This is a genomic window from Rhizobium herbae (genome assembly GCF_017873135.1).
Taxonomy (GTDB): domain Bacteria; phylum Pseudomonadota; class Alphaproteobacteria; order Rhizobiales; family Rhizobiaceae; genus Pararhizobium; species Pararhizobium herbae.
Map to the genome: position 1 here is coordinate 39,719 of NZ_JAGGJV010000004.1, position 22,037 is coordinate 61,755.

21 protein-coding genes and 1 tRNA gene are annotated in these 22,037 nt (G+C 60.7%); 14 read left to right on the forward strand and 8 right to left on the reverse strand.

Annotated elements, in window-relative coordinates; all coding sequences use genetic code 11:
• Window positions 1-23: 23 nt before the first annotated feature.
• The 3 genes from secA (at window position 24) to J2Z75_RS11755 (ending at window position 5,899) form a co-directional block, all read left to right on the forward strand.
• A complete protein-coding gene (gene secA, locus J2Z75_RS11745; RefSeq protein WP_209852374.1) occupies window positions 24-2,735 on the forward strand; it encodes a preprotein translocase subunit SecA in 2,712 nt (903 codons plus the stop codon).
• Window positions 2,736-3,197: 462 nt separating this feature from the next.
• Window positions 3,198-4,619: a lipopolysaccharide biosynthesis protein gene (locus J2Z75_RS11750; protein ID WP_209852377.1), complete on the forward strand. Its 1,422-nt coding sequence runs from the start codon at window positions 3,198-3,200 to the stop codon at window positions 4,617-4,619.
• A complete protein-coding gene (locus J2Z75_RS11755; protein ID WP_209852380.1) occupies window positions 4,616-5,899 on the forward strand; it encodes a GNAT family N-acetyltransferase in 1,284 nt (427 codons plus the stop codon). The genes J2Z75_RS11750 and J2Z75_RS11755 overlap by 4 nt, the downstream gene beginning before the upstream one ends.
• 23 nt (window positions 5,900-5,922) lie before the next feature.
• Here J2Z75_RS11755 and J2Z75_RS11760 read toward each other — a convergent pair whose 3' ends face one another.
• Complete coding sequence (locus J2Z75_RS11760) at window positions 5,923-7,551, reverse strand: AMP-binding protein (protein ID WP_209852384.1); 1,629 nt, start codon at window positions 7,549-7,551, stop codon at window positions 5,923-5,925.
• 158 nt (window positions 7,552-7,709) lie between these two features.
• Here J2Z75_RS11760 and J2Z75_RS11765 point away from each other — a divergent pair, with 158 nt between their 5' ends.
• Window positions 7,710-9,020, forward strand: a complete 1,311-nt coding sequence (locus tag J2Z75_RS11765; protein ID WP_209852387.1) for a calcium-binding protein — start codon at window positions 7,710-7,712, stop codon at window positions 9,018-9,020.
• Between the two features lie 131 nt (window positions 9,021-9,151).
• Here J2Z75_RS11765 and J2Z75_RS11770 read toward each other — a convergent pair whose 3' ends face one another.
• From J2Z75_RS11770 to J2Z75_RS11780, 3 genes are all read right to left on the reverse strand, one after another.
• Window positions 9,152-9,376 (reverse strand): hypothetical protein, encoded by a 225-nt coding sequence (locus J2Z75_RS11770; protein ID WP_209852390.1) that lies wholly within the window; start codon window positions 9,374-9,376, stop codon window positions 9,152-9,154.
• A 255-nt stretch (window positions 9,377-9,631) separates the two neighbouring features.
• Complete coding sequence (locus tag J2Z75_RS11775) at window positions 9,632-9,793, reverse strand: hypothetical protein (RefSeq protein WP_209852393.1); 162 nt, start codon at window positions 9,791-9,793, stop codon at window positions 9,632-9,634.
• Window positions 9,794-9,954: 161 nt separating this feature from the next.
• Window positions 9,955-10,039 (reverse strand) — tRNA-Leu (locus J2Z75_RS11780).
• 177 nt (window positions 10,040-10,216) lie between these two features.
• On the opposite strand from J2Z75_RS11780, the gene J2Z75_RS11785 reads away from it, so the two are divergent.
• Entirely contained in the window at window positions 10,217-10,804 is a 588-nt protein-coding gene (locus J2Z75_RS11785; RefSeq protein WP_209852396.1) for a YqaA family protein, read from the forward strand.
• A 7-nt stretch (window positions 10,805-10,811) separates the two neighbouring features.
• Window positions 10,812-11,333 carry a disulfide bond formation protein B gene (locus J2Z75_RS11790; RefSeq protein WP_209852398.1) on the forward strand — a complete coding sequence of 174 codons (522 nt, stop codon included), beginning with the start codon at window positions 10,812-10,814 and terminating at the stop codon, window positions 11,331-11,333.
• Window positions 11,334-11,404: 71 nt separating this feature from the next.
• On the opposite strand, the gene J2Z75_RS11795 is transcribed toward J2Z75_RS11790, so the two are convergent.
• The 3 genes from J2Z75_RS11795 to J2Z75_RS11805 all read right to left on the reverse strand — a co-directional run bounded on the left by J2Z75_RS11795 (window position 11,405) and on the right by J2Z75_RS11805 (window position 14,419).
• A complete protein-coding gene (locus J2Z75_RS11795) occupies window positions 11,405-12,754 on the reverse strand; it encodes a calcium-binding protein (protein ID WP_209852401.1) in 1,350 nt (449 codons plus the stop codon).
• A gap of 351 nt (window positions 12,755-13,105) precedes the next feature.
• A complete protein-coding gene (locus J2Z75_RS11800; protein WP_037125657.1) occupies window positions 13,106-13,663 on the reverse strand; it encodes an HNH endonuclease in 558 nt (185 codons plus the stop codon).
• Between the two features lie 108 nt (window positions 13,664-13,771).
• Complete coding sequence (locus J2Z75_RS11805) at window positions 13,772-14,419, reverse strand: DNA-3-methyladenine glycosylase family protein (RefSeq protein ID WP_209852404.1); 648 nt, start codon at window positions 14,417-14,419, stop codon at window positions 13,772-13,774.
• Window positions 14,420-14,533: 114 nt separating this feature from the next.
• On the opposite strand from J2Z75_RS11805, the gene gluQRS reads away from it, so the two are divergent.
• On the forward strand, window positions 14,534-15,409 hold the full coding sequence (gene gluQRS / locus J2Z75_RS11810) for a tRNA glutamyl-Q(34) synthetase GluQRS (RefSeq protein WP_234937314.1): 876 nt from the start codon (window positions 14,534-14,536) through the stop codon (window positions 15,407-15,409).
• On the opposite strand, the gene J2Z75_RS11815 is transcribed toward gluQRS, so the two are convergent.
• Window positions 15,404-16,336, reverse strand: coding sequence for a YihY/virulence factor BrkB family protein (locus tag J2Z75_RS11815; RefSeq protein WP_234937315.1), 933 nt, complete (start codon window positions 16,334-16,336; stop codon window positions 15,404-15,406). The two genes, gluQRS and J2Z75_RS11815, sit on opposite strands and share 6 nt — an antisense overlap.
• A gap of 91 nt (window positions 16,337-16,427) precedes the next feature.
• On the opposite strand from J2Z75_RS11815, the gene J2Z75_RS11820 reads away from it, so the two are divergent.
• From J2Z75_RS11820 to J2Z75_RS11850, 7 genes are all read left to right on the forward strand, one after another.
• Window positions 16,428-17,261 carry an SDR family oxidoreductase gene (locus tag J2Z75_RS11820; protein ID WP_209852409.1) on the forward strand — a complete coding sequence of 278 codons (834 nt, stop codon included), beginning with the start codon at window positions 16,428-16,430 and terminating at the stop codon, window positions 17,259-17,261.
• 23 nt (window positions 17,262-17,284) lie between these two features.
• On the forward strand, window positions 17,285-17,482 hold the full coding sequence (locus tag J2Z75_RS11825; protein WP_060639493.1) for a twin transmembrane helix small protein: 198 nt from the start codon (window positions 17,285-17,287) through the stop codon (window positions 17,480-17,482).
• Between the two features lie 3 nt (window positions 17,483-17,485).
• Window positions 17,486-18,064 carry a cob(I)yrinic acid a,c-diamide adenosyltransferase gene (locus J2Z75_RS11830; protein ID WP_209852412.1) on the forward strand — a complete coding sequence of 193 codons (579 nt, stop codon included), beginning with the start codon at window positions 17,486-17,488 and terminating at the stop codon, window positions 18,062-18,064.
• Window positions 18,065-18,105: 41 nt separating this feature from the next.
• A complete protein-coding gene (locus J2Z75_RS11835) occupies window positions 18,106-18,900 on the forward strand; it encodes a rhomboid family intramembrane serine protease (protein WP_209852415.1) in 795 nt (264 codons plus the stop codon).
• Between the two features lie 289 nt (window positions 18,901-19,189).
• Window positions 19,190-19,939 carry an electron transfer flavoprotein subunit beta/FixA family protein gene (locus tag J2Z75_RS11840; RefSeq protein WP_209852418.1) on the forward strand — a complete coding sequence of 250 codons (750 nt, stop codon included), beginning with the start codon at window positions 19,190-19,192 and terminating at the stop codon, window positions 19,937-19,939.
• Window positions 19,940-19,965: 26 nt separating this feature from the next.
• Window positions 19,966-20,895 carry an electron transfer flavoprotein subunit alpha/FixB family protein gene (locus J2Z75_RS11845; protein WP_209852421.1) on the forward strand — a complete coding sequence of 310 codons (930 nt, stop codon included), beginning with the start codon at window positions 19,966-19,968 and terminating at the stop codon, window positions 20,893-20,895.
• A gap of 230 nt (window positions 20,896-21,125) precedes the next feature.
• Window positions 21,126-21,998, forward strand: coding sequence for a 3-hydroxybutyryl-CoA dehydrogenase (locus J2Z75_RS11850; protein ID WP_209852424.1), 873 nt, complete (start codon window positions 21,126-21,128; stop codon window positions 21,996-21,998).
• Window positions 21,999-22,037 lie beyond the last annotated feature (39 nt).

Genomic DNA, 22,037 nt, shown 5'->3' on the forward strand with positions numbered 1-22,037 from the left:
ACATAGAAGAAAGGACCATTCTTATGGTCAGTCTCGGCGGCCTCGCCCGCAAAATTTTCGGCTCATCAAATGACCGCCGTGTGCGTGGCTACAAAGCCAAGGTCGATGCCATCAATGCGCTTGAGACAGAAACGAAGGCGCTCTCGGACGAAGCGTTGGCCGCCAAGACCGTCGAATTCCGCCAGCAGTTCGCCGACGGCAAGACGCTTGACGATCTTCTGGTGCCGGCCTTTGCCGTCGTTCGCGAAGCCGCGCGCCGCACGCTCGGCCTGCGCCCTTTCGACGTCCAGCTGATCGGCGGCATGATCCTGCACGAGAAGTCGATCGCCGAGATGAAGACCGGCGAAGGCAAGACGCTTGTGGCAACGCTGCCGGTCTACCTCAATGCGCTCGCCGGCAAGGGCGTGCATGTCGTCACCGTCAACGACTATCTCGCCGCCCGCGACTCGGCGACGATGAACCGGATCTATTCGTTCCTCGGCATGACCACGGGCGTCATCGTGCATGGCCTGACGGACGACCAGCGCCGCGCGGCCTATGCCTGCGATGTGACGTACGCGACCAACAACGAACTCGGCTTCGACTATCTGCGCGACAACATGAAGTACGAGCGCAGCCAGATGGTCCAGCGTGGCCATTTCTTCGCCATCGTCGACGAAGTCGACTCGATCCTCGTCGACGAAGCGCGCACGCCGCTGATCATCTCCGGCCCGCTCGACGATCGCTCCGAACTTTACAACACGATCGACAAGTTCATTCCGATGCTGTCGCCGGAAGATTACGAAATCGACGAGAAGCAGCGCTCGGCCAACTTCTCCGAAGTCGGTACCGAGAAGCTTGAAAACCTGCTGCGGGATGCAAACCTGCTTAAGGGCGAAACGCTTTACGACGTCGAGAACGTCGCCATCGTCCACCACGTCAACAATGCCCTGAAGGCGCATCGGCTCTTCCAGAAGGACAAGGACTACATCGTCCGCAATGACGAGATCGTCATCATCGACGAATTTACCGGCCGCATGATGCCGGGCCGCCGCTATTCGGAAGGCCAGCACCAGGCGCTCGAAGCCAAGGAAAAGGTCACCATCCAGCCGGAAAACCAGACTCTGGCCTCGGTCACCTTCCAGAACTACTTCCGCATGTACAAGAAGCTCGGCGGCATGACCGGCACGGCTTCGACCGAAGCGGAAGAGTTCGGCAACATCTACGGCCTCGAAGTCGTCGAAGTGCCGACCAACCTGCCGATCAAGCGTATCGACGAGGACGACGAGGTCTATCGGACGGCGGAAGAAAAATACAAGGCGATCATCGCCGAAATCAAGGAATCGCAGGATCGCCAGCAGCCTGTGCTGGTCGGCACCACCTCGATCGAAAAGTCCGAGCTTCTGGCAAAGATGCTCAAGGACGCGGGCTTCAAGAATTTCCAGGTTCTCAACGCCCGTTATCACGAACAGGAAGCCTATATCGTTTCGCAGGCCGGCGTCCCGGGTGCGGTCACGATCGCGACCAACATGGCCGGCCGCGGTACCGACATCCAGCTCGGCGGCAACCTTGAAATGCGCATCGAGCGCGAACTCGGCGAGATGGAGCACGGCCCCGAGCGCGACGAAAAGGAAGCCGCGATCAAGGTCGAGGTCCAGCGCCTGAAGGACATCGCGCTTTCTGCCGGCGGTCTCTACGTTCTGGCCACCGAACGCCACGAAAGCCGCCGCATCGACAACCAGCTGCGTGGCCGTTCCGGACGTCAGGGGGACCCTGGCCGTTCGAAATTCTTCCTGTCGCTTCAGGACGACCTGATGCGCATCTTCGGCTCGGACCGCATGGATTCGATGCTGCAGAAGCTCGGTCTCAAGGAAGGCGAAGCGATCGTCCATCCCTGGATCAACAAGGCGCTCGAACGCGCCCAGAAGAAGGTCGAAGCCCGCAACTTCGACACCCGCAAGAACCTTCTGAAATACGACGACGTCTTGAACGACCAGCGCAAGGTGATCTTCGAACAGCGCATCGAGATGATGGACGCGACCGATATCTCCGAAACTGTCGCCGACATGCGCCACGAAGTCATCGAGGATATCGTCACCAAGCGCATTCCGGAAAAGGCTTATGCCGAACAGTGGGATGCCGTCGGCCTCAAGACCGACGTGCAGAACTCGCTCAATCTCGACCTGCCGATCATCGAATGGGCCGCCGAGGAAGGCATCGACGAGAACGATATTCGCGAGCGCATCACTGCCGAAGCCGACAAGGCAGCAGCAGACCGCGCCGAACGTTTTGGTCCGGATATCATGCTCTACGTCGAGCGTTCGGTCGTGCTGCAGACGCTCGACCATCTCTGGCGCGAGCATATCGTCAATCTCGACCACCTGCGCTCCGTCATCGGCTTCCGCGGCTATGCCCAGCGCGATCCGCTGCAGGAATACAAGTCCGAAGCCTTCGAGTTGTTCCAGGCGCTATTGGGGAACCTTCGCCAGGCCGTGACGGCACAACTGATGCGCGTCGAACTGGTCCGCGAAGCCGCCGAAGCGCCGCAACCGGTGCCGCCGGAAATGATCGGCCACCACATCGACCCCGACACGGGCGTCGACGACTTTGCAGACACCGTCAATCTGAATTTCGTCGAGCCGGAAAACCGCAATCCGCAGGATCCTTCGAGCTGGGGCAAGGTCGCCCGCAACGAAGCCTGCCCCTGCGGCTCGGGCAAGAAATACAAGCACTGCCATGGTGCGTTCGAGGCTTAACTCGCTCAGCGCTTGATTTTGCAAGGCAGAAGGCTTATTTCTGAAGTGGTCGGCGAGATTGCACTCCCGCCGACCGATTTACTTATTTTACGAAGCTAACCCGGACAGCTATTGACCAGCCCGTCCGGGTTTTTCGCATCATAAGCGTGATGCTAAATGGTTTTTGCCACATAGATCACCTCCAGATTCGACAGCAAGGCCGTTGCCTCGGCCGGGGAGCCCGTCTTCCCAGCCGCGTTAGCTGGCCGGTTGAGTGAGCTGGTTTCACGCACGCTGCTTCTGCCACCGAATGCAACCGACAATAGCATATCGATTGCCGTTGTCAGCAGGCACCGACCGCCCGCGCTTAACCGGTTGCAGATAGCGAAACCGTGGACTGACGGCCCTTTCTCCACCGTTTGTTAACGCTGTTCTGTCAAGACTGGCATCCTGTTTTGCGTAGTTTCGGGTACCCACTTGTTCATGGCAGCATGTCAAACGGCTGGACGAATTTTGCCGCCCGCATTGAGGGACCGGCTGTTGCCGCTGCTTGAAAAACTGATCCCCGTTCTGACCAGCAGCGACCCCCGGCATCTTGCCCAGCGCATGGCGCTCGTCGCCTTCGCCATCCGCGTCGTCAGCGCGGCCATCGCTTTCGTCTCCCAGATCATCCTGGCCCGCGTCATGGGCGAGTTCGAATACGGCATCTTCGTTTTCGTCTGGGTGCTGGTAGTGCTGTTCGGCAACCTCTCCTGCCTCGGCTTCCATACCGCGATCATCCGCTTCCTGCCGCAGTATCACGCCCGCGACGCCGTGGCGGAAATCCGCGGGCTGACGACGACGGTGCGCATCTTCGCACTCGTTTCCGCGACAGCGCTTGCCATCGTGGGCATCGCCGGCCTCTGGCTGTTCGGCGACCGTATCGACGGCTACTATCTCGTACCGCTCTATCTCGGCATCTTCTCGCTGCCGATGATCGCGCTCGGCGATGTCATGGACGGAACGTCGCGCGCCCATAGCTGGGCCGTTTCGGCGATGAGCCCGACCTATATCATCCGGCCGGTGCTGATCCTCGGCCTGATGATGTTGGCCGTGGTGATCGGCGAGCCGCATACGGCCCGCACCGCGATGATCGCCGCCATGGCCGCCACCTACCTCACGAGCGTCAGCCAGTTCTTCATCCTGACCTGGCGGCTGCGCCGGCGCTATGTCAAAGGCCCGAGCCGCATCGAGTTCGGCACCTGGTTCCGCGTCGCCCTGCCGATCTTCCTGATCGAGGGGTTCGGCTTCATGCTGACCAATTCCGACGTGGTGATCGTCGGGCTCTATCTCGATCCCGCCAGCGTCGCGATCTATTTCGCCGCCGCCAAGACCATGGCGCTCGTCCATTTCGTGATGTTCTCCGTCAAGGCCGCCGCATCCCCGCGCTTTTCCGCCGCCATGGCCAATCCCGACCGTCAGCAGCTTGCCGTCATCGCGGTCGAAAGCGCCAGATGGTCGTTCTGGCCGTCGCTGGTCGTCGGCCTGATGGTCCTTGCCTGCGGCACGTTCCTCCTGTCGCTGTTCGGTCCCGCCTTCGTCTCCGGCTATTCGCTGATGGCCATCCTGTTTGCCGGCATCATGGCAAAGGCACTGGTCGGCCCGGCGGAAGCCTTTCTCACCATGGCAGGCCAGCAGAAGCTTTGCGTCGCGCTCTATGCCTTGGCCCTTGTCTGCAATCTGGCGCTCAACGTCACGATGATCCCTTTGTTCGGACTGACCGGTGCGGCAATGGCCACATCCGGCGCCATGTTCGTCGAGGCGATCCTTCTTCATGTCGCCGTGCGCCGCACCTTCGGCATCGTACTCTTCGCCTTCGCCGACCCGCATGCCCGAACCATCAAAGCAGAGGCACCCCGCCCATGACCGGCAATCCGCACTTCCCAGACGACGCCAACAGCCGGTCGGCACGCATCCTCGGCGGCCTCGTGCCGCCGGTGCCCGAGCGGCCTGTCGCAGACAACACCATCGCCATCGGCCGCCCCGGCCGGCAGCTTTGCCTTTACCCGGCACGCCAGGGCTATGAGTTGCAGACGGAACTGGACTTCCTCTCCAACCGGGCGATGGAGCCGAACGTCTTCTTCACCGGCCGCTTCCTCGCGCCGGCCATGCCGCGTCTGGAAGACCGCATCATCCGCCTGGCGCTGATCCGCGACAATGACGAGCGCCGCAGCCGCATCCGCTTCCTGATGCCGTTTTCGATCGAGAAACCCGGCTTTTCCATTGGTGCACCGATCATCCGCGCCTGGTCCAACCCGTTCGGGCCGCTGGGCGTGCCGCTGCTCGACGCCGAGGACGCGGCGGAAACCATCGATAATCTCTACGAGGCGCTGACTGCTCCGTCGGCCGGCCTGCCGGGTGTCCTCGTGCTTCCCGACATTCGTCTCAAGGGCAAGTTCGCCCAGCTTGCCCGCGCCGTCGCCATCGGCCGCAACCTGCCGCTGACCGTGACCGACACCTTTACCCGGCCGATGCTGGAAAGCCTGCAGGATGGCCAGACGTATCTGCGCCACGCCATCAGCGCTGCACATCTGCGCGAGTTGCGTCGGCAATGGACCCTCTTGGAGAAGGTCGGCCGCGTATCCTACAACGTCGCCCGCCAGCCGGCCGATATCCGCTTTCGCATGGAAGAATTCCTGGCTCTGGAGGCAAGCGGCTGGAAAGGCCGCCAGCGCACGGCGATGGTGCTCGACCGCTATCGCGCCGCCTTCGCCCGCGAAGCAATCACCAATCTGGCCGATGCCGACAGCGTGCGCATCCACACGCTGGATCTCGACGGCACGGCCATCGCCTCGATGATCGTCCTGATGATGGCGGGCGAGGCCTATACCTGGAAGACGGCCTATGACGAGCAATATGCCAAATACTCGCCCGGCAAGCTGCTTCTGGCCGAGCTGACCGAATGGCACCTCGACGACGCCAACATCATGCGCTCCGACAGCTGCGCTACGCCCGACCATCCGGTGATGAGCCGTTTCTGGGAGGAGCGCGAGGACATGGGCACGCTGGTCATCGGCCTCACCCAGAACCGCGACCGCGACGTGCGCCAGGTGGCGGCGCAGCTCCACCTCTACCGCAACACCCGCAACATGGCCCGCCTGCTGCGTGAAAAGATCCGCTCGCTGGCGCCGCGTTCGTTGCGGTAGGCAAGCAATTCGGCGACGAGCGCTCAGCCATCCGCGATCGCCCGGTCGCGCAGGATGCGGCGGATGACCTTGCCCGACGTGGTCAGCGGCAGGCTGTCGAGGAATTCGATTTCGCGCGGATATTCGTGCATCGACAGCCGCGTCTTGACCCAGCTGCGGATATCGACCTCCAGCGCCGGCCCGGCCTGATAGCCCGGTTTCAGCACGATATAGGCCTTGACGATCTCGGTGCGCACTGCATCCGGCTTGCCGATGGCGGCGGCAAGCTGCACGGCCGGATGGCCGGCCAGACAGTCCTCGATCTCGCCCGGACCGATCCGATAACCGGACGAAGTGATGACATCGTCGTCGCGTCCGAAGAAGGTGACGTAGCCGTCCTCATCCTGGACGCCCTGGTCGCCCGTCGTCATCCAGTCGCCGATGAACTTTGCCGATGTCGCCGCCTCGTTCTTCCAGTAGCCAAGGAACATCACCGGGTCGGGGCGGCGCACGGCGACCTGGCCGACAGTGCCTATGGGAAGCTCCACGCCCTCACCGTCGATGATCGAAACGTCGTGGCCCGGAGCCGGCTTGCCCATCGAGCCGGGTTTCAGCACGCCGAGATTGGCGGCGGACGACAGCACGATATTGCATTCTGTCTGGCCGTAGAATTCGTTGACCGGCACGCCGAACGCTTCGCTTGCCTGTTCCCAGGTTTCACGCCCGAGCGATTCACCCGCCGAGCCGATCGTCCTCAGATTGAGCCTGTACAGCGAGCGCGGATTGTCGACCGACTTCATCAGCCGCAGCGCCGTCGGCGGGATGAAGGCATTGCGCACGTCCATCTCCTCCAGAATGCGGAACGCCATATGCGGGTCGAACTTCTGGCCGGGCGAGGACACCACGGGAACGCCGAGCAGCAGCGATGGCAGGAGCGCATTCAAAAGCCCGCCCGCCCAGGCCCAGTCGGCCGGCGTCCACATCCGGTCGCCCGGCTGCGGCAGGAAGGCATGATGGAACTGGAAGCCGGGGATATGGCCGAGCAGCACCCGGTGCCCATGCAGCGCGCCCTTCGGCGGACCGGTCGTGCCCGAGGTGTAGATCATCATTGCCGGATCGTCCGGCGTCGTATCGGCGGCCACGAATGCGGGCGTGTCGCCGTCCGCAAGAGCTGCGAAGGCGATCGTGTCCGGCGCATTGCCATCCACCAGCACAACGGATTTCAGCTCCGGCAGCTGGCTGCGGATCGCCGCGATTTTCTCGTAACCGAAACGATTGGTGACGATGGCGGACGCTCCCGCATCGCGCAGCCGGTACTCCAGCGCCTCGACGCCGAACAGAAGGGCCAGCGGCAGCGCGATGGCGCCGAGCTTGTAGATGCCGGCATGGGCGATCGCCGTCTCGAAGCTCTGGGGCAGAAGGATCGCGACCCTGTCCCCTGGCCGGACGCCCTGTTGCAGAAGCCCTTGCGCGAAGGAAGATGACCGGGCCGCGAAAGCGCCATAGGTCAGCGACAAATGCGTGCCATCCGGGCTGAAATGCTGCAGGCAGACCCGCTCGGGATCGCGCTTGGCCCAGACATCGCTGACGGCCGTGCCGATATTGACCTTTTCCGGAATCTGCCAGCGGAAGTCGCGGCGGAGGTTTTCATAGGTATCGCTGATCGGAAGCATGTGCCCGCCGCAAGAAATTTCGCTGCGGTGCACCTAACACCTCTGGGGAAGGGACTTCAACTCTAGACGTAGGGCCGTTTCAATTGCGGTTCTTCGGAGGGAATATTACTACATTCTAATTCAAAAAATTATCCGGTCTTGAAGGGGAGGATTCTTTCATGGCAATTTTTACATCGTTTTTCCCAGGCTCAATATATCCGGATCACTATAACCCTCCTTTGGCGGGTTTCGACTATCTCCCGTTTTTCGACGAAATCGTTAATCTCGGTCAAGCAACACAGACCGCGAAGGCCTCGACCGCGATCAAATTCGATCTTTCGAACGGATTGAAACTGAAACTGGTCGGCACCGGGTTCGCTTTCGATTCGGATGGCAATCCGATCGGCGGGACGCTGACCGGCTTCGTTGTCTACCTCAACAACGGCACCACCAAAATGCAGGAGCTGGCGGGACTGAATATCTCGCTCGAAACCTTCTTCGATGCCGCTGGCGCCTACAATCAGTATGACCTGGCACGGTACCTGATGCGCGGGAACGATACCCTCACAGGCAATGCCGGCGATCAGACGCTCGTCGGTTATGCCGGCAACGACACGTTCATCGGCGGAGCGGGCGGGGACTATGTCCAGGGCGGCGAAGGCAAGGACACCTATGACGGCAATGGTAGCGACTACGACACGCTCGCCTTCGACGATGCGTATTATACGCCCTCGGCCTACCGCGGCATCAGTCTGAACTCGACCACGGGAACGGTCACCGATGCCTGGGGCAATGTCGAGACCTTCAAGGAGTTCGAACATTTCCGCGGAACGCAATTCAGGGATAGCTTCACCGGCTCGGGCGCCGATGAGCAATTCATGGGGCTTGGCGGCCGCGACACGATCAACGGCGGTGGTGGTTTCGACGTTGTCCGCTATGATCGCGACGAACGCCGCGACGGCACCGGCAGTGTAACTGTCAATCTGGTGACTCAAAAGGCGATCGACGGATTCGGCAAGACCGACACACTGTCCAGCATCGAAGGCGCGCGCACCGGCAGCGCGGCCGACAAACTCTATGGCAATTCACTTGAAAACCATTTCAAGGCGGGCGGCGGCAATGACCTTCTCTCCGGCGGTCTCGGCAACGACATACTGCATGGCGAAGGCGGCAAGGATATCTTCCTGTTCGACACGGCGCTCAACGCATCGACCAATGTCGACAGCATCCAGGATTTCAACGTCGCCGCCGACACGATACGCTTGGATCATGACATCTTTGCCGCTTTGGCAACCGGCGCGCTCGCAGCGGCCGCCTTCCGGGCAAACACCACCGGGCTGGCCGGCGACAGCAGTGACCGCATCATCTACGAAACCGATACCGGCGAACTGTATTACGACAGCAATGGCAATGCCGCCGGCGGCGGTGTGCATTTCGCGACGATCAGCAACAAGGCAGCCCTGACGGTGGCCGACTTTTTCGTCGTCTGACATTTCAAAGGCAGATTCCGGAGGACTGCACCCGAACGCCAAATATGATACCGGATGTGATGTCGAGGCACATCCGGCCGCATGGACACATGCCTATGCGGCACATCAGCCTTATCGGAACCCTGCAATCCTTAAGAAGCGAAAACGACCTCGCGGCTATTGCGATCGTTCAGCGCGCCCAGCAGTTCGTCCTGCGTCCTGTAGCCTGCAAAGAACAGCTCGATCACGGCACCGGCAGCGCTGACGCCTTCCTGGCTGCGCAGCCGGATGCTTCTTTCCGCGCACCAGGAGAACAAGGCGCCGGACAGGGCATCGACGTCATCGAAAATGACGCAGGACTTGGCAGACTGGGACATGCTCGACTCCTTGTTGGCGACGGGGTGTGCCGATTGGGGATTGATTTGTTCCAGACTGGTCATCGATGAAAATTTTTGCAATCGCGATGCGGATTGGCGGTTAACCGTCCTTTGGACCTGTCCCGGTTTGGTGCATCCGGCCACCAAACGGCGTCTTACGCACGCTGAACGGTTGTATTTCAATTAAGCAAGTTGCGTGCGGCGTGCAGATGGTCACGGCGATGGCCGACGCGATCTGAGCGAACCGGCAGGATGTCAGCTTCTGATATCCTCATCGCCGTCGGCTCCCTCGGCATCTTCCTCGTCTGGCGCCTCCGTCCTGTAATATCCGTCGGCCGATGCGCCTGCGTCCGATGTGATGCGGGCAAAGAATACCAGGCCAAACAGAACGGCCAGCACTATTCTGGCAATCAACATTTGAAAACCTCCCGCCGCGATCACCGAGTGTAGTTTACACCAATCGACACACAAGGACACCGGCATGAACGCTGCCGGGTTTTACGCCGCGCCTGCGGAATTCTCCGAAGCAGGAACTTTGCAAGCCTGCTGGTGGCAACGTAATGATACTGTTGAGAAAATGGTGCCCCGTGCCGGAATCGAACCAGCACTCCTCTCGGAACCTGATTTTGAGTCAGGCGCGTCTACCAATTCCGCCAACGGGGCACGGATACCTTTCGGGGTAGCAAAAATCGTGTACACGAACCGTTTCGGGGCGGTCAACCGGGATTTTGAAGATCACCGGGCGAGAATCACAAAACTGTGCAGTTCGCATCCGCAGCAAATCATTTACAGGGCCGGCAATCCTGCCTAAAAGGCATGGACCTCAATTGGGAAGCCCGCATGCTCCGACGCCTTTACGACTGGACAATGTCGCTTGCCGCCCGGAAATCCGCCGAAGTCTGGCTCGCCGTCATCGCTTTCGTCGAGAGTTCAGTCTTTCTTGTTCCCGCCGACGTGCTGTTCCTGCCGATGGCTCTGGCGCGGCCGGAACGTGCCTGGCGCTATGCGCTCGTGGCGACCGTCGCCTCGGTGCTCGGCGGTATTGCCGGATGGTATATCGGCCACTACGCCTTCGAGGCGCTCGCCAAGCCGATCCTGGAATTCTACGGCAAGCTGGACGCCTTCGATCAACTCAGGGCCGGGTTCAGCGACGAGATGCTTGTGCTTCTGCTGGTGACCTCCGGCTTGGCACATCTGCCGCCGATCAAGGTCGTCACCATCCTTTCGGGGGTTGCGGGCATCGGCCTGCCGCTGTTCATCGTCTCCGCAATCATTGCCCGCGGCGCCCGGTTCTTCCTGCTCGCCTGGCTCCTGCGCCGTTACGGCGAGGAAATTCGCCATTTCATCGAAAAGCGGCTGGGCATGCTGGCGGCCGGCGTTGCAGGCCTGCTGATAGCCATGTTCGTCGCCTATCGTCTCTTTGCCTGATATTCCGATGGAGCGTTCCTTGAGCGACAGCCTGACACAGCCCACCCGCGGCCTTCTGCCGTCCCTCGTCGCCACGCTCGGCATGGCGGCGACCGTCGGCGGGGCGCTCGCCTTCGAGCATATCGGCGGCTATATCCCCTGCGCGCTCTGCCTGATGCAGCGCACGCCCTACTACTGGGGCATCCCGATCGGCGTGGCTGCAATCGCGACCTCGGTCCTCAAGCTGCCCGCCTGGACAACCCGCACACTGCTGCTCGTCATCGGCATCCTGATGCTGGTCGGCGCAGGGCTCGGCGTCTATCACGCCGGCGTCGAGTGGCATTTCTGGGAAGGCCCTGCGACCTGCGCGACGACAGCATCAGGCGTTTCAGGCAATGTCGGCGACCTGCTCGGCGATCTCGACAGCAAGCACGGCCCGTCCTGCACGGATGCGGCGCTGCGCGTGCTGGGGCTTTCCTTTGCGGGGTGGAATGTTATTGCCAGTTTGATTTTGGCTGGTATTGCGCTGCGCGGTGCGACGAAGGCGTAAAGCAACCTTCATCGTTTCCTTCGGTTATTGCGCAGCCAAAGCCCCACGTCCCCTAACCGTTCCGATGGTGGCTAGAGTATGAAATCGCCCCCCGAGAGCGTCATGGTGTCGTCCAGATGAATAGCGAAATCCGATTTCTTGTCGCCGTTGACGTCGCCGTAGATATAGGTGTCGCTGCCGCTCTTGACGTAACGCAGTTCACCCTCATGGCCGGTATAGGCTGCCGTTCCTTTGAAGATGAAGCTGTTGTTGCCGGAGGTGTGAGCCTTGGCATCGATAAGCGATAGGTCAATCCTGTCGCCTTGGCCGCGGCTGAAGTCGAAAATTGTATCGCGTCCCGATGATGAAACTGTCGAGCTTGTCAACAACTTGTAGATGAAAGTGTCGGCACCCGCGCCGCCATAAAGGGCGTCCGCGCCGCTATCGCCGGTGATCGTATCATTTTCGCCGCCGCCATACATCAGTTCATTTCCAGTGCCGCCGCGGAGAATATCCTTGCCGTCATGTCCGTAAAGGTAATCGCTGCCATCGCCACCGGAAATCAGATCGTTGCCGGATCCACCGTCAATGACATTGGCGCTGGCGTTGCCATAGAGCTTATCGGCAAATGAACTACCTGTCAGGTTCTCGATCGAAGTATAGCTGTCGCCCACGGCATCTCTGGTATTGACAGAAGGATTAATCAGGCTGACCACCACATTCTTCACCGCATCTGCATAGGAGGCTGTATCGATACCCGCGCCGCCCGACAGCATATCGCCCCCGGAGCCGCCGCTCAGCACGTCGTTGCCGTTGCCGCCATAGAGTTTATCATTCCCAATTTCCCCCAACAGGGAATCATTGCCATCGGAACCGGAAAGGTCGTCACTGCGAAGACTACCGCGCATCACGTCGTCATATTTTGACCCGACAAATCGCTCGATTGAAATAAAGCCGCCGCCCACGGTAAAATCCAAAGATGTTGTCCGCTCATCAAAGGACACGGTATCTGTGCCGTCGCCGCCAATTAATCCACTAAGATCCGGCAATAGAAGATGAAATGTATCGTCGCCAGCGTAGCCTTCCTTAATCCCATATAGGTCATCACTGCCACCCATAAGGATCTGTTCGCTTAACGATCCCGATTTTAGCAGCAGAGCCACATCGGAGATGTATATCGGTTCGCTGGACGAAAACCGAGGTGTATCAGTCGGCGTTTCACTGCCATTTTCGAAAATAAACAGCGTCATGCTCGACAAATAACCGCTTATGGGTGAGCTGTCGTAAAAATTTCCGATCATAATAAGCTCGAACCTTGTGCTCCCGGAGTTCCCCACAAATGTGACAGAACCAAACGAGCCTTCATTATAGCCGATAGGATCCATCGTCAGCGTGGGAATCAAGAAATTTTCAATTGGAACGTCTGAGCTAATCTTGGACATGGTTCCTCCTTTGCGGCAGCGGCAAATAACCAGCACAGCGTGTCACAATCAATTCCCCACACTACGTAACTCTTCCCCAGAGCTTCGGGATTAATTAGAGGAACATTTGCGGCGACCATCGCAACCGGGCTCCTACCTCGCAAACTAATACCGCGAGGCGGTGCATTCACGGGCGGATAATATCACAACTTATCGGGGTTGCTGGAACTGTCCTATATGGCGCAAATAGAGCAGATTTAATCCCATATTTTGCTCTTGAAGTACGGCTGGCAGGACATGCAGCTAGCCACTCCCACCGCAGCGAAACCTGCCGCCGAGTCGGTGGACGCCTCCGCAAACACCGCCCATCCGTTACGGCTGCAGTTCCACATCCCAGTAGAGATAGTCCATCCAGCTGTCGTGCAGATGGTTGGGCGGGAACAGCCGGCCGTTGTTGTGGAGGTCCTGCACCGTCGGGTGGAACGGCTTCTGGTGCGGGAACATGCCGGCCTGGCGCGGCAGCTTGCCGCCCTTGCGCAGATTGCAGGGCGAGCAGGCGGCGACGACATTTTCCCACGTGGTCTGGCCGCCGCAGCAGCGCGGGATCACATGGTCGAAGGTCAGGTCATCGGGCGAGCCGCAATACTGGCATTCGAACCGGTCACGCAGGAACACGTTGAACCGGGTGAAGGCCGGATGGCGGGACGGCTGCACGTAGCTTTTCAGGCAGACGACACTGGGCAGGCGCATGGAGAAGCTGGGGGAAGAGACCTGATGATCGTATTCTGCCAGGATATGCACGCGGTCTAGGAAAACGGCCTTGATCGCGTCCTGCCAGGACCACAGCGACAAGGGGTAATAACTCAGCGGCCTATAGTCAGCGTTCAGCACGAGCGCTGGAAGGCCGTGTGGTGAGACTGCAATCGTCAAGCCAGTATACTCCTGCTCGATTCGGCACCTGCACCTTCTATATTAGGCCCGTTGCGTCAGGATTGTGAAGCCAAAAGGAAAAAGGAAACAAAAGATTCGCTTTTTTCATTACGGTGGCACCGGCAAGCCATCCCGGCGCATTTGCGTGGCATAATAGGCCCAGAAAAGCCGCGCGGCGACGCTGCGCCATGGCGCCCAGAGCCCGGTCAGCGAATCGAGTTCCCGGGCGGAAGGACGCACCTCCAGCATCAGCGCATGGCCGACGGCATTCTGCAGCGCCACATCGCCGACCGGAAACACATCCGGATGACCGGCGCAAAACAAGAGATAGACCTCGGCCGTCCAGCGCCCGACGCCCTTGATGGCGGTCATTTCGCGGATGGCAGCACTGCCCTCGACGGAACAGATAGCCTCCAGATCGAGCTCGCCGGCAATGACCGCGCGGGCCACCCGCCGCAAGGTATCGGCCTTGGCGCGCGACAGGCCGAGCTGGCGGCAATCGTCATCCGACATGGCGGACACACTGTCGGCGTTGATGTCGCCGAGCGCCGTTTCCATGCGTCCCCAGATGGCGGCGGCGCTGGCCTTCGAGACCATTTGCGAGACGATGATGTTGGCGATGCCGCGATAACCGGGATCGGCACGGCGCAACGGCACCGGCCCGGCCCTCGCCACCACCGGCTCCAGCCGCGCGTCGAGCATCACCAGCCCGCTCAAGCCGGCGCTGATATCCTCATGCGTGCGGATGATCCGCATCTCCAATCCTCCAGCGCACCAGCGGCGTTCGGCCCGCACTTCGACGAAGCTATATGGGCGAAACGAATGGCCGGATACGCGCTTCCGTGCCAAGAAGAAACTATGAACAAAACGATGTCAAAACAACCGGTGTTCCGGTTTGCCCCGAGCCCCAACGGCCAGCTCCATCTCGGCCATGCGCTGTCCGCCCTTCTCAACCATGACATGGCGAAAGCGAACGGCGGCCGGTTCCTGCTGCGGATCGAGGATATCGACATCGCCCGCTGCACACCGGAATTCGAGGCCGGAATTGTCGACGATCTCGGCTGGCTGGGCCTCGACTGGGAAAAACCGGTACGGCGCCAATCGGAGCATCTCGATCTCTATCGCCAGGCGCTCGGCACGCTGATCGACCGGGATCTGGTTTATCCCTCCTTTCTCACACGCGGAGCAATCAAGGTGATGGTCGGCGAGTTCGAAGCAAAAGGCAGAAGCTGGCCGCGCGATCCGGACGGCGCGCCGCTCTATCCCGGCGAGGAACGGAAACTGTCGCCGTCCGCCCGTCAAAGGATGCTGGCCGGCGGCAAGCCGCATGCCTGGCGGCTGGACATGGCCAGGGCACTGGCAACGCTGGATGCGCCGCTGACATGGCAGGAAACCGGCACCGGTCCGAACGGTGAAACCGGCGCGATCGCGGCCGATCCGGGCGCCTGGGGCGATGTCGTGCTGTCGCGCTCGGACGCGCCGTCGAGCTACCATCTGGCGGTGACGCTGGACGATGCGCTGCAGGGGGTGACGCATGTGGTGCGCGGGCGCGATCTCTTCCATGCGACATCGGTGCACCGGCTGCTGCAAGGGCTGCTCGACCTTCCCGAGCCGGTCTATCACCACCACCGCCTGATCCTTGGGGCCGACGGCCGCAAACTGTCGAAGAGCAACCGCGATACCGGCATCGCCGCCTTCCGGGAGGCAGGAAAGACACCGGACGATGTCCGGGCGATGTTCCTATAGGACGTTTTCCCTCGGCGCTTCTGTCTCACTCGGGACATCCGTCGCCTTAACCTCATCTGGTCTTGGGCCCATGATGTGGCGGATCACCATGCGCTTCACCTTGTATTTCATGATCGCCGCGTTGATCTCGGCGCCGAGGATGAAGATGACGCCGACGATGTAGAGAAAGACCAGCGCGATCATGATCGAAGCGAGCCCGGCATAGGTCGAGACGTAGTTGGCGAAGGTCGCAAGGTAGGAGGCAAAGACGTAAGCCCCGACCGACCAGGCGGTCAGGGTCAGGATGATGCCCGGCAGCACGTCCATGATCTTGCGGCGGCCGGCCGGCAGCCAGAGATGGCTGACGATCAGGCCCGTTGTCAGCATGATGAAGACGCCGGCCAGGCTCCAGCTGTCGATCACCGTCAGGAGGCCGTTGAACCAGGGCAGATAGGTCCCGGCATAGCGGATGGCGAGCGGGACGGCGACGAGCAGAAGGCTGACGATCACCAGAACCAGAACGCCAGCCAGAACGAAGGCGAGACTGGCGACGCGCGTCTTGTACCAGGGCCTGCTTTCGACGACGCGATAGGCACGGTTGAGCGAGACACGCAGCGCTTCGACGCCATTGGAGGCGAAATAGGCGGCGGCCAGAACGGATATGGTCAGCAACCCGCCGCGCGGGATGGTCAACACCCGCACGACCTCATCGGAAATCGGCTTGGCGATCGATTCCGGCCAGGTATCGAAGATGAAATGCACCGCCGTCGTCGCGAACTGGTCGGCGCCGAGAAAGCTGCCGAGCGCAGTCCCGAAGATCAGGAAGGGAAAGATCGCCAAGAGAGTTGACAGTGCCACATGGCTCGCCATCGCCCAGCCGTCGTCCTCGCTGAAATGCCAGACGGCATCAAAGACGACCTTCCAGGCTATGCGAATGAAGGCCGGCATTCTTTCTCCCGCTGTCTCGTTACGCTACTGCGATTGTAACCCGTTCATGAATATGGGAAACCGGTCGGCGATTTCTACAGGAAAAACCCAAATGACCGACCGCCCCTCGATAATCATCACCGGCTGCTCGTCCGGCATCGGCGCCTGGTGCGCCCGCGCGCTGGCCAAAGACGGATGGTGGGTGTTTGCGACCGTCCGGCGCGTGGAGGACCTCGAGCCGCTGCAAAACGACGGCATCGAAGCCTTTCTGATGGATTATACCAAACCCGACACCATATCGGATCTTGTCGGCGCGGTGTTTGCCCGCACCGGCGGCAAGCTGGATGCGCTGTTCAACAACGGCGCCTATGGCCAGGCCGGCGCGGTCGAGGATCTGCCGACGGAAGCGCTGCGCCTCCAGCTGGAAACCAACGTCATCGGCTGGCACGACCTGACGCGGCAGGTGATTCCGGCGATGCGGGCGCAGGGCCACGGGCGGATCGTGCAATGCTCGTCCATCCTCGGCATTGTTCCCTATCGCTGGCGAGGCGCCTACAATGCCTCGAAATTCGCTCTGGAAGGCCTGACGCTGACCATGCGCATGGAGCTTGAAGGCAGCGGCATCGAGGTCAGCCTGATCGAACCGGGTCCGATCACATCGCGCTTCACCGCCAATGCGGTCACCTATATCGAGCGCTTCATCGACCTGAAGGGGTCCGTCCATGCCAGGGAATACGAACGGCAGATGCGGCGGCTGAAGGGCGAGAGCGGCCCGGCCCGCGGCAAGCTCGAACCGGATGCGGTCTATGCTGCGCTGAAACGCGCATTGACCGCGAAGAAGCCGAAGCCGCATTACATCGTGACGCAGCCGGCCAAACAGGGTGCGATTTTGAAGAAACTGCTTCCGGCCGCGCTGTTCTATCGCATCATCGGCCGGCTCGGCTGAGCTGAAAGGCAAGGGTAAGTCACATGCACAGTTTTCTCACCGGTTTGACATTGCTCGTCATGGGCCTTGTCGCCATCGTTCTCATCCGCGGCCTGCTGCATATGGCAAAGGGCGGCGACGGCAACACGTCCAACAAGCTGATGCAGGCCCGCGTGTTCCTGCAGGCGGTGGCGATCGTGCTGATCATGCTGACGCTGTGGATCACCGGCGGCGGGCGCTGACCAATGGTGAAGCTCAACAAGATCTACACCAAAACCGGTGACGACGGCACCACGGGGCTGGCGGCCGGCCCGCGCCGGCTGAAGAGCGACCTGCGCGTCGAGGCCTATGGCACGATCGACGAGGCCAATTCCTTCATAGGACTTGCGCGCCAGCATACGGCGGAATTCGAGGCGCTCGACGCCATGCTGATGCGAATCCAGAACGACCTGTTCGACCTCGGCGCCGATCTTTCGACGCCGGATACCGGCGAGACGCTGCCGTATGAACCACTGCGGATCTTAGCAGTGCAGGTGACACGGCTGGAAGTCGAGATTGACGCGCTGAACGCCGATCTCGACCCGCTGCGCTCCTTCGTCCTGCCCGGCGGCAGCAGTGCCGCGGCCACGCTGCACATCGCCCGCACCATTGTGCGGCGAGCCGAGCGCCACATGGTCGAACTGGCGCGGATAGAGGGTGAAACCGTCAGTTCCCCGGCACTTGAATATGTCAACCGGCTCTCCGATTTCCTCTTCGTCGCCGCGCGCTGGACGAACGACAAGGGACGATCCGATGTGCTTTGGGTTCCGGGAAAAAACAGGTAAGCTCCGGGCTTATCGCCGCTCTTCTAGGGACCGACGCGCCTATGTTCATACCGCTGCACGACGCGAATTCCCTGAAATACATCAAGGTCCAGTACGTCACGATCAGCCTGATCGTCATCAACACGATCATCTGGCTGATCACCGGGCCGCTTCTGGCGCCGGAGGATTTCTCCAACGCCACGACGATGGGCCTGGGCTATATCCCCGCCATCGCCTTCGACTATGCGCATCTGGCGCCCAACCTCGTGATCGTGCCCGATGAAGCGACCTACATCACCTATTCCTTCCTGCATGGCGATTTCTGGCATCTCTTCGGCAACATGATTTTTCTCTGGGTGTTCGGCGACAATGTCGAGGATGCGCTGGGCCATGTGCGCTTCCTGATCTTCTATCTTCTCTGCGCCGCGGCCGGTGCCCTGACGCACGGATTGGTCAACACGGCCTCCGAAGCGCCGTTGATCGGCGCGTCAGGCGCCATTTCCGGCGTCGTCGCCGCCTATTTCCTTTTGCATCCGAAGGTGCGGGTCTGGGTGCTGGTGCTGTTCCGCATTCCGCTGCCCCTGCCCGCCTTCTTTCCGCTTGCGCTGTGGATCGGCCAGCAGTTTTTCATGCTGGTCGTCGATCCGGAAAGCGGCGTCTCCTGGGGCGCCCATGTCGGCGGCATCATCGCCGGGCTGGTTCTTGTTGTCATTTTGCGACGCCGGGATGTGCCGCTGTTCGACCGAACCATCGTCACGCCACGCGCCGTGCGGCATGTGGAAGCAATGGCTGGCAGCACACCCGTCCCGGCTGCGGAGAACACAACGAAGCACAGCCCCTGGGGCAGGCAGTCCTGATCCATCCCTCCATCAGATCGCTCCTGCCAGGATATTTTCAATCAGAACAGCGCGTTAGAGACCGGCAAGAACCGGTCGCAAACGGGAAGCCCGCAGAAGATGGCGCCAAACGAGCAATTTAATATTGACGCGCACGTAAACGTAAGTATTTTTCCCCTGGCAATCTTGCAGCCGCCGGAGGGGCAAAGATTGTAATTGAGAAAAAAACGCGTATCGATGTCGCCAACCGACAATCAGGCCGCTGCGTTAAAGCGCATTTTCTCGCAAACGTTTCGTAAGGAAGGACATCATGAAAGTTCTGGTCACCGTCAAGCGTGTCGTCGACTACAACGTGAAGATCCGGGTCAAGCCGGATGGTTCCGGTGTCGAGCTTGCCAATGTGAAGATGTCGATGAACCCGTTCGACGAGATTTCGGTCGAGGAAGCGCTGCGGCTGAAGGAAGCCGGCAAGGCGTCGGAAGTGGTGGTGGTCTCCGTTGGCCCGGCCAAGGCCGAGGAAACGCTGCGCACCGCTCTTGCCATGGGCGCCGACCGGGCGATCCTGGTCGAGACCGACGATGCCGTCGAGCCGCTGGCCGTTGCCAAGATCATCAAGGGCGTCGCCGAAGCGGAACAGCCCGGCCTGATCATTGTCGGCAAGCAGGCGATCGACGACGACTCGAACCAGACCGGCCAGATGCTGTCCGCCCTCTTGGGCTGGGCGCAGGGCACGTTCGCCTCGAAGATCGAGATCGGCGACGGCAAGGCTGCCGTGACACGCGAAGTCGACGGCGGTCTGCAGACCATCGAGATCAAGCTGCCGGCGGTCGTCACCACCGACCTGCGCCTGAACGAGCCGCGCTACGCCTCGCTGCCGAACATCATGAAGGCCAAGAAGAAGCCGCTCGACAAGAAGAGCCCGGCCGATTTCGGCGTCGACACCGCACCGCGCCTCAAGGTGCTGAAGACCGAGGAGCCTTCGGGCCGCAAGGCTGGTATCAAGGTGAAGACCGTCGCGGAACTCGTCGACAAGCTGAAAAACGAAGCCGGCGTGCTTTAAGGTCCAGGAAAAGGGAGACTAACATCATGGCCATTCTTCTTCTGGCAGACCACGACAATGCAACCCTGTCCGACCAGACCGCCAAGACACTGACGGCCGCCTCGAAAATCGGCGGCGACGTGCATGTGCTGGTGGCCGGCAAGGGCGCCAAGGCCGCGGCCGATGCCGCCGCCAAGCTTTCGGGCGTTTCCAAGGTTCTGCTCGCCGAAAGCGACGACCTTGCCAACAACCTCGCAGAACCGCTGGCAGCGCTGATCGTCTCGCTGGCCGGCTCCTACGACACGATCCTGTCGGCCGCCACTTCGGTCGGCAAGAACGTTCTGCCGCGCGTCGCAGCCCTTCTCGACATCGCCCAGATCTCGGAAATCACCGAGGTTGTCTCGGCCGATACCTTCAAGCGCCCGATCTACGCCGGCAACGCCATCCAGACGGTACAGTCTTCAGAGGCCAAGAAGGTCATCACCGTTCGCACGGCATCCTTCGCCTCGGCCGCAGAGGGCGGCTCGGCATCGGTTGAAACCATATCGGCCGCTGCCAATCCGGGTCTGTCGACCTTCGTCAAGGATGCACTGTCCTCGTCCGATCGCCCGGAACTGACCTCTGCCAAGATCATCATCTCCGGCGGTCGCGCGCTCGGCTCGTCGGAAAAGTTCCAGGAAGTCATCCTGCCGGTTGCCGACAAGCTCGGCGCCGCCGTCGGCGCATCGCGCGCAGCGGTCGATGCAGGCTATGCTCCGAACGACTGGCAGGTCGGCCAGACCGGCAAGGTCGTCGCCCCGCAGCTCTACATCGCGGTCGGCATTTCCGGCGCCATCCAGCATCTGGCCGGCATGAAGGACAGTAAGGTCATCGTCGCCATCAACAAGGACGAGGAAGCCCCGATCTTCCAGGTTGCCGACTACGGCCTCGTCGGCGATCTCTTCGTCATCCTGCCGGAACTCGAAAAAGCACTCTGAGCTTTTTAAAAATGACATCAGCGGCCGCGCAACTCTGCGCGGCCGTTTTTCGTTTTAGAAGCAATGCCTTTCCTGAACCCAGAATGGCTTGCGCCATGAATAAAGGCTGGAAAAGTGGCGGCGATGCCTTTATCACTGGCATTCGAATACTCCGCCCCAACGGGTGTACTGCATTTTGCCTGAACGGAAGCGCGACCGCCCTTCCGAATTGATGATGGAAAATTGGCTCGATGATCAAGAATGTCGGAATTGTGGGCGCTGGACAGATGGGCTGCGGCATTGCCCAGGTATCGGCCGCGGCAGGCTACAAGGTGCACATCTACGACATTTCCGCCGATCGCGTCGAAGCAGGCCTTGCAACCATCAACGGCAATATGGCGCGTCAGGTTTCCTCCGGCAAACTGACCGACGAGGAGCGCAAGAAGGCGCTGTCGCTGATCAAGGGCTCCGCCGACGTCAACGACCTGTCGCCAATGGATCTGGTGATCGAGGCCGCGACGGAGGACGAAAGCGTCAAGCGCAAGATCTACGGCCAGGTCTGTCCTGTCCTCAAGGCCGATGCCATTCTCGCCACCAACACATCCTCCCTGTCGATCACGCGGCTTGCATCCGCGACCGACCGTCCGGAACGCTTCATGGGCATCCATTTCATGAACCCGGTGCCGGTGATGAAACTGGTCGAACTGGTGCGCGGCATCGCCACCGAAGAAGGCACGTTTTCAACCGCCAAGCAGTTCGTCGCCACGCTCGACAAGACGATCACGGTCGCCGAAGACTTTCCGGCCTTCATCGTCAACCGCATCCTGCTGCCGATGATCAACGAGGCGATCTACACGCTTTATGAAGGCGTCGGCAGCGTCGATGCCATCGACACGGCGATGAGGCTCGGTGCCAATCACCCGATGGGGCCGCTGCAGCTTGCTGATTTCATTGGTCTCGACACCTGCCTGTCGATCATGCAGGTGCTGCATGACGGGCTGGCGGACTCGAAGTATCGCCCCTGCCCGCTGCTGGTCAAATATGTCGAGGCCGGCTGGCTCGGCCGCAAATCCGGACGCGGCTTCTACGACTATCGCGGCGAAATTCCCGTTCCTACACGCTGAACCGGCGAGCCACGGCTAAATCAGAGGTAGAAAATTCAA

What these genes read in the sequence shown, in the direction of transcription:
- J2Z75_RS11755 (WP_209852380.1), top strand. Translation starts at nt 4,616, where the DNA reads ATGACCGGCAATCCGCACTTCCCAGACGACGCCAACAGCCGGTCGGCA.
- J2Z75_RS11775 (WP_209852393.1), bottom strand. Translation starts at nt 9,793, where the DNA reads ATGTTGATTGCCAGAATAGTGCTGGCCGTTCTGTTTGGCCTGGTATTC.
- J2Z75_RS11770 (WP_209852390.1), bottom strand. Translation starts at nt 9,376, where the DNA reads ATGTCCCAGTCTGCCAAGTCCTGCGTCATTTTCGATGACGTCGATGCC.
- J2Z75_RS11820 (WP_209852409.1), top strand. Translation starts at nt 16,428, where the DNA reads ATGACCGACCGCCCCTCGATAATCATCACCGGCTGCTCGTCCGGCATC.
- J2Z75_RS11785 (WP_209852396.1), top strand. Translation starts at nt 10,217, where the DNA reads ATGCTCCGACGCCTTTACGACTGGACAATGTCGCTTGCCGCCCGGAAA.
- gluQRS (WP_234937314.1), top strand. Translation starts at nt 14,534, where the DNA reads ATGTCAAAACAACCGGTGTTCCGGTTTGCCCCGAGCCCCAACGGCCAG.
- J2Z75_RS11765 (WP_209852387.1), top strand. Translation starts at nt 7,710, where the DNA reads ATGGCAATTTTTACATCGTTTTTCCCAGGCTCAATATATCCGGATCAC.
- secA (WP_209852374.1), top strand. Translation starts at nt 24, where the DNA reads ATGGTCAGTCTCGGCGGCCTCGCCCGCAAAATTTTCGGCTCATCAAAT.
- J2Z75_RS11845 (WP_209852421.1), top strand. Translation starts at nt 19,966, where the DNA reads ATGGCCATTCTTCTTCTGGCAGACCACGACAATGCAACCCTGTCCGAC.
- J2Z75_RS11790 (WP_209852398.1), top strand. Translation starts at nt 10,812, where the DNA reads ATGGAGCGTTCCTTGAGCGACAGCCTGACACAGCCCACCCGCGGCCTT.
- J2Z75_RS11815 (WP_234937315.1), bottom strand. Translation starts at nt 16,336, where the DNA reads ATGCCGGCCTTCATTCGCATAGCCTGGAAGGTCGTCTTTGATGCCGTC.
- J2Z75_RS11830 (WP_209852412.1), top strand. Translation starts at nt 17,486, where the DNA reads ATGGTGAAGCTCAACAAGATCTACACCAAAACCGGTGACGACGGCACC.
- J2Z75_RS11825 (WP_060639493.1), top strand. Translation starts at nt 17,285, where the DNA reads ATGCACAGTTTTCTCACCGGTTTGACATTGCTCGTCATGGGCCTTGTC.
- J2Z75_RS11750 (WP_209852377.1), top strand. Translation starts at nt 3,198, where the DNA reads ATGGCAGCATGTCAAACGGCTGGACGAATTTTGCCGCCCGCATTGAGG.
- J2Z75_RS11840 (WP_209852418.1), top strand. Translation starts at nt 19,190, where the DNA reads ATGAAAGTTCTGGTCACCGTCAAGCGTGTCGTCGACTACAACGTGAAG.
- J2Z75_RS11835 (WP_209852415.1), top strand. Translation starts at nt 18,106, where the DNA reads ATGTTCATACCGCTGCACGACGCGAATTCCCTGAAATACATCAAGGTC.
- J2Z75_RS11760 (WP_209852384.1), bottom strand. Translation starts at nt 7,551, where the DNA reads ATGCTTCCGATCAGCGATACCTATGAAAACCTCCGCCGCGACTTCCGC.
- J2Z75_RS11805 (WP_209852404.1), bottom strand. Translation starts at nt 14,419, where the DNA reads ATGCGGATCATCCGCACGCATGAGGATATCAGCGCCGGCTTGAGCGGG.
- J2Z75_RS11795 (WP_209852401.1), bottom strand. Translation starts at nt 12,754, where the DNA reads ATGTCCAAGATTAGCTCAGACGTTCCAATTGAAAATTTCTTGATTCCC.
- J2Z75_RS11850 (WP_209852424.1), top strand. Translation starts at nt 21,126, where the DNA reads ATGATCAAGAATGTCGGAATTGTGGGCGCTGGACAGATGGGCTGCGGC.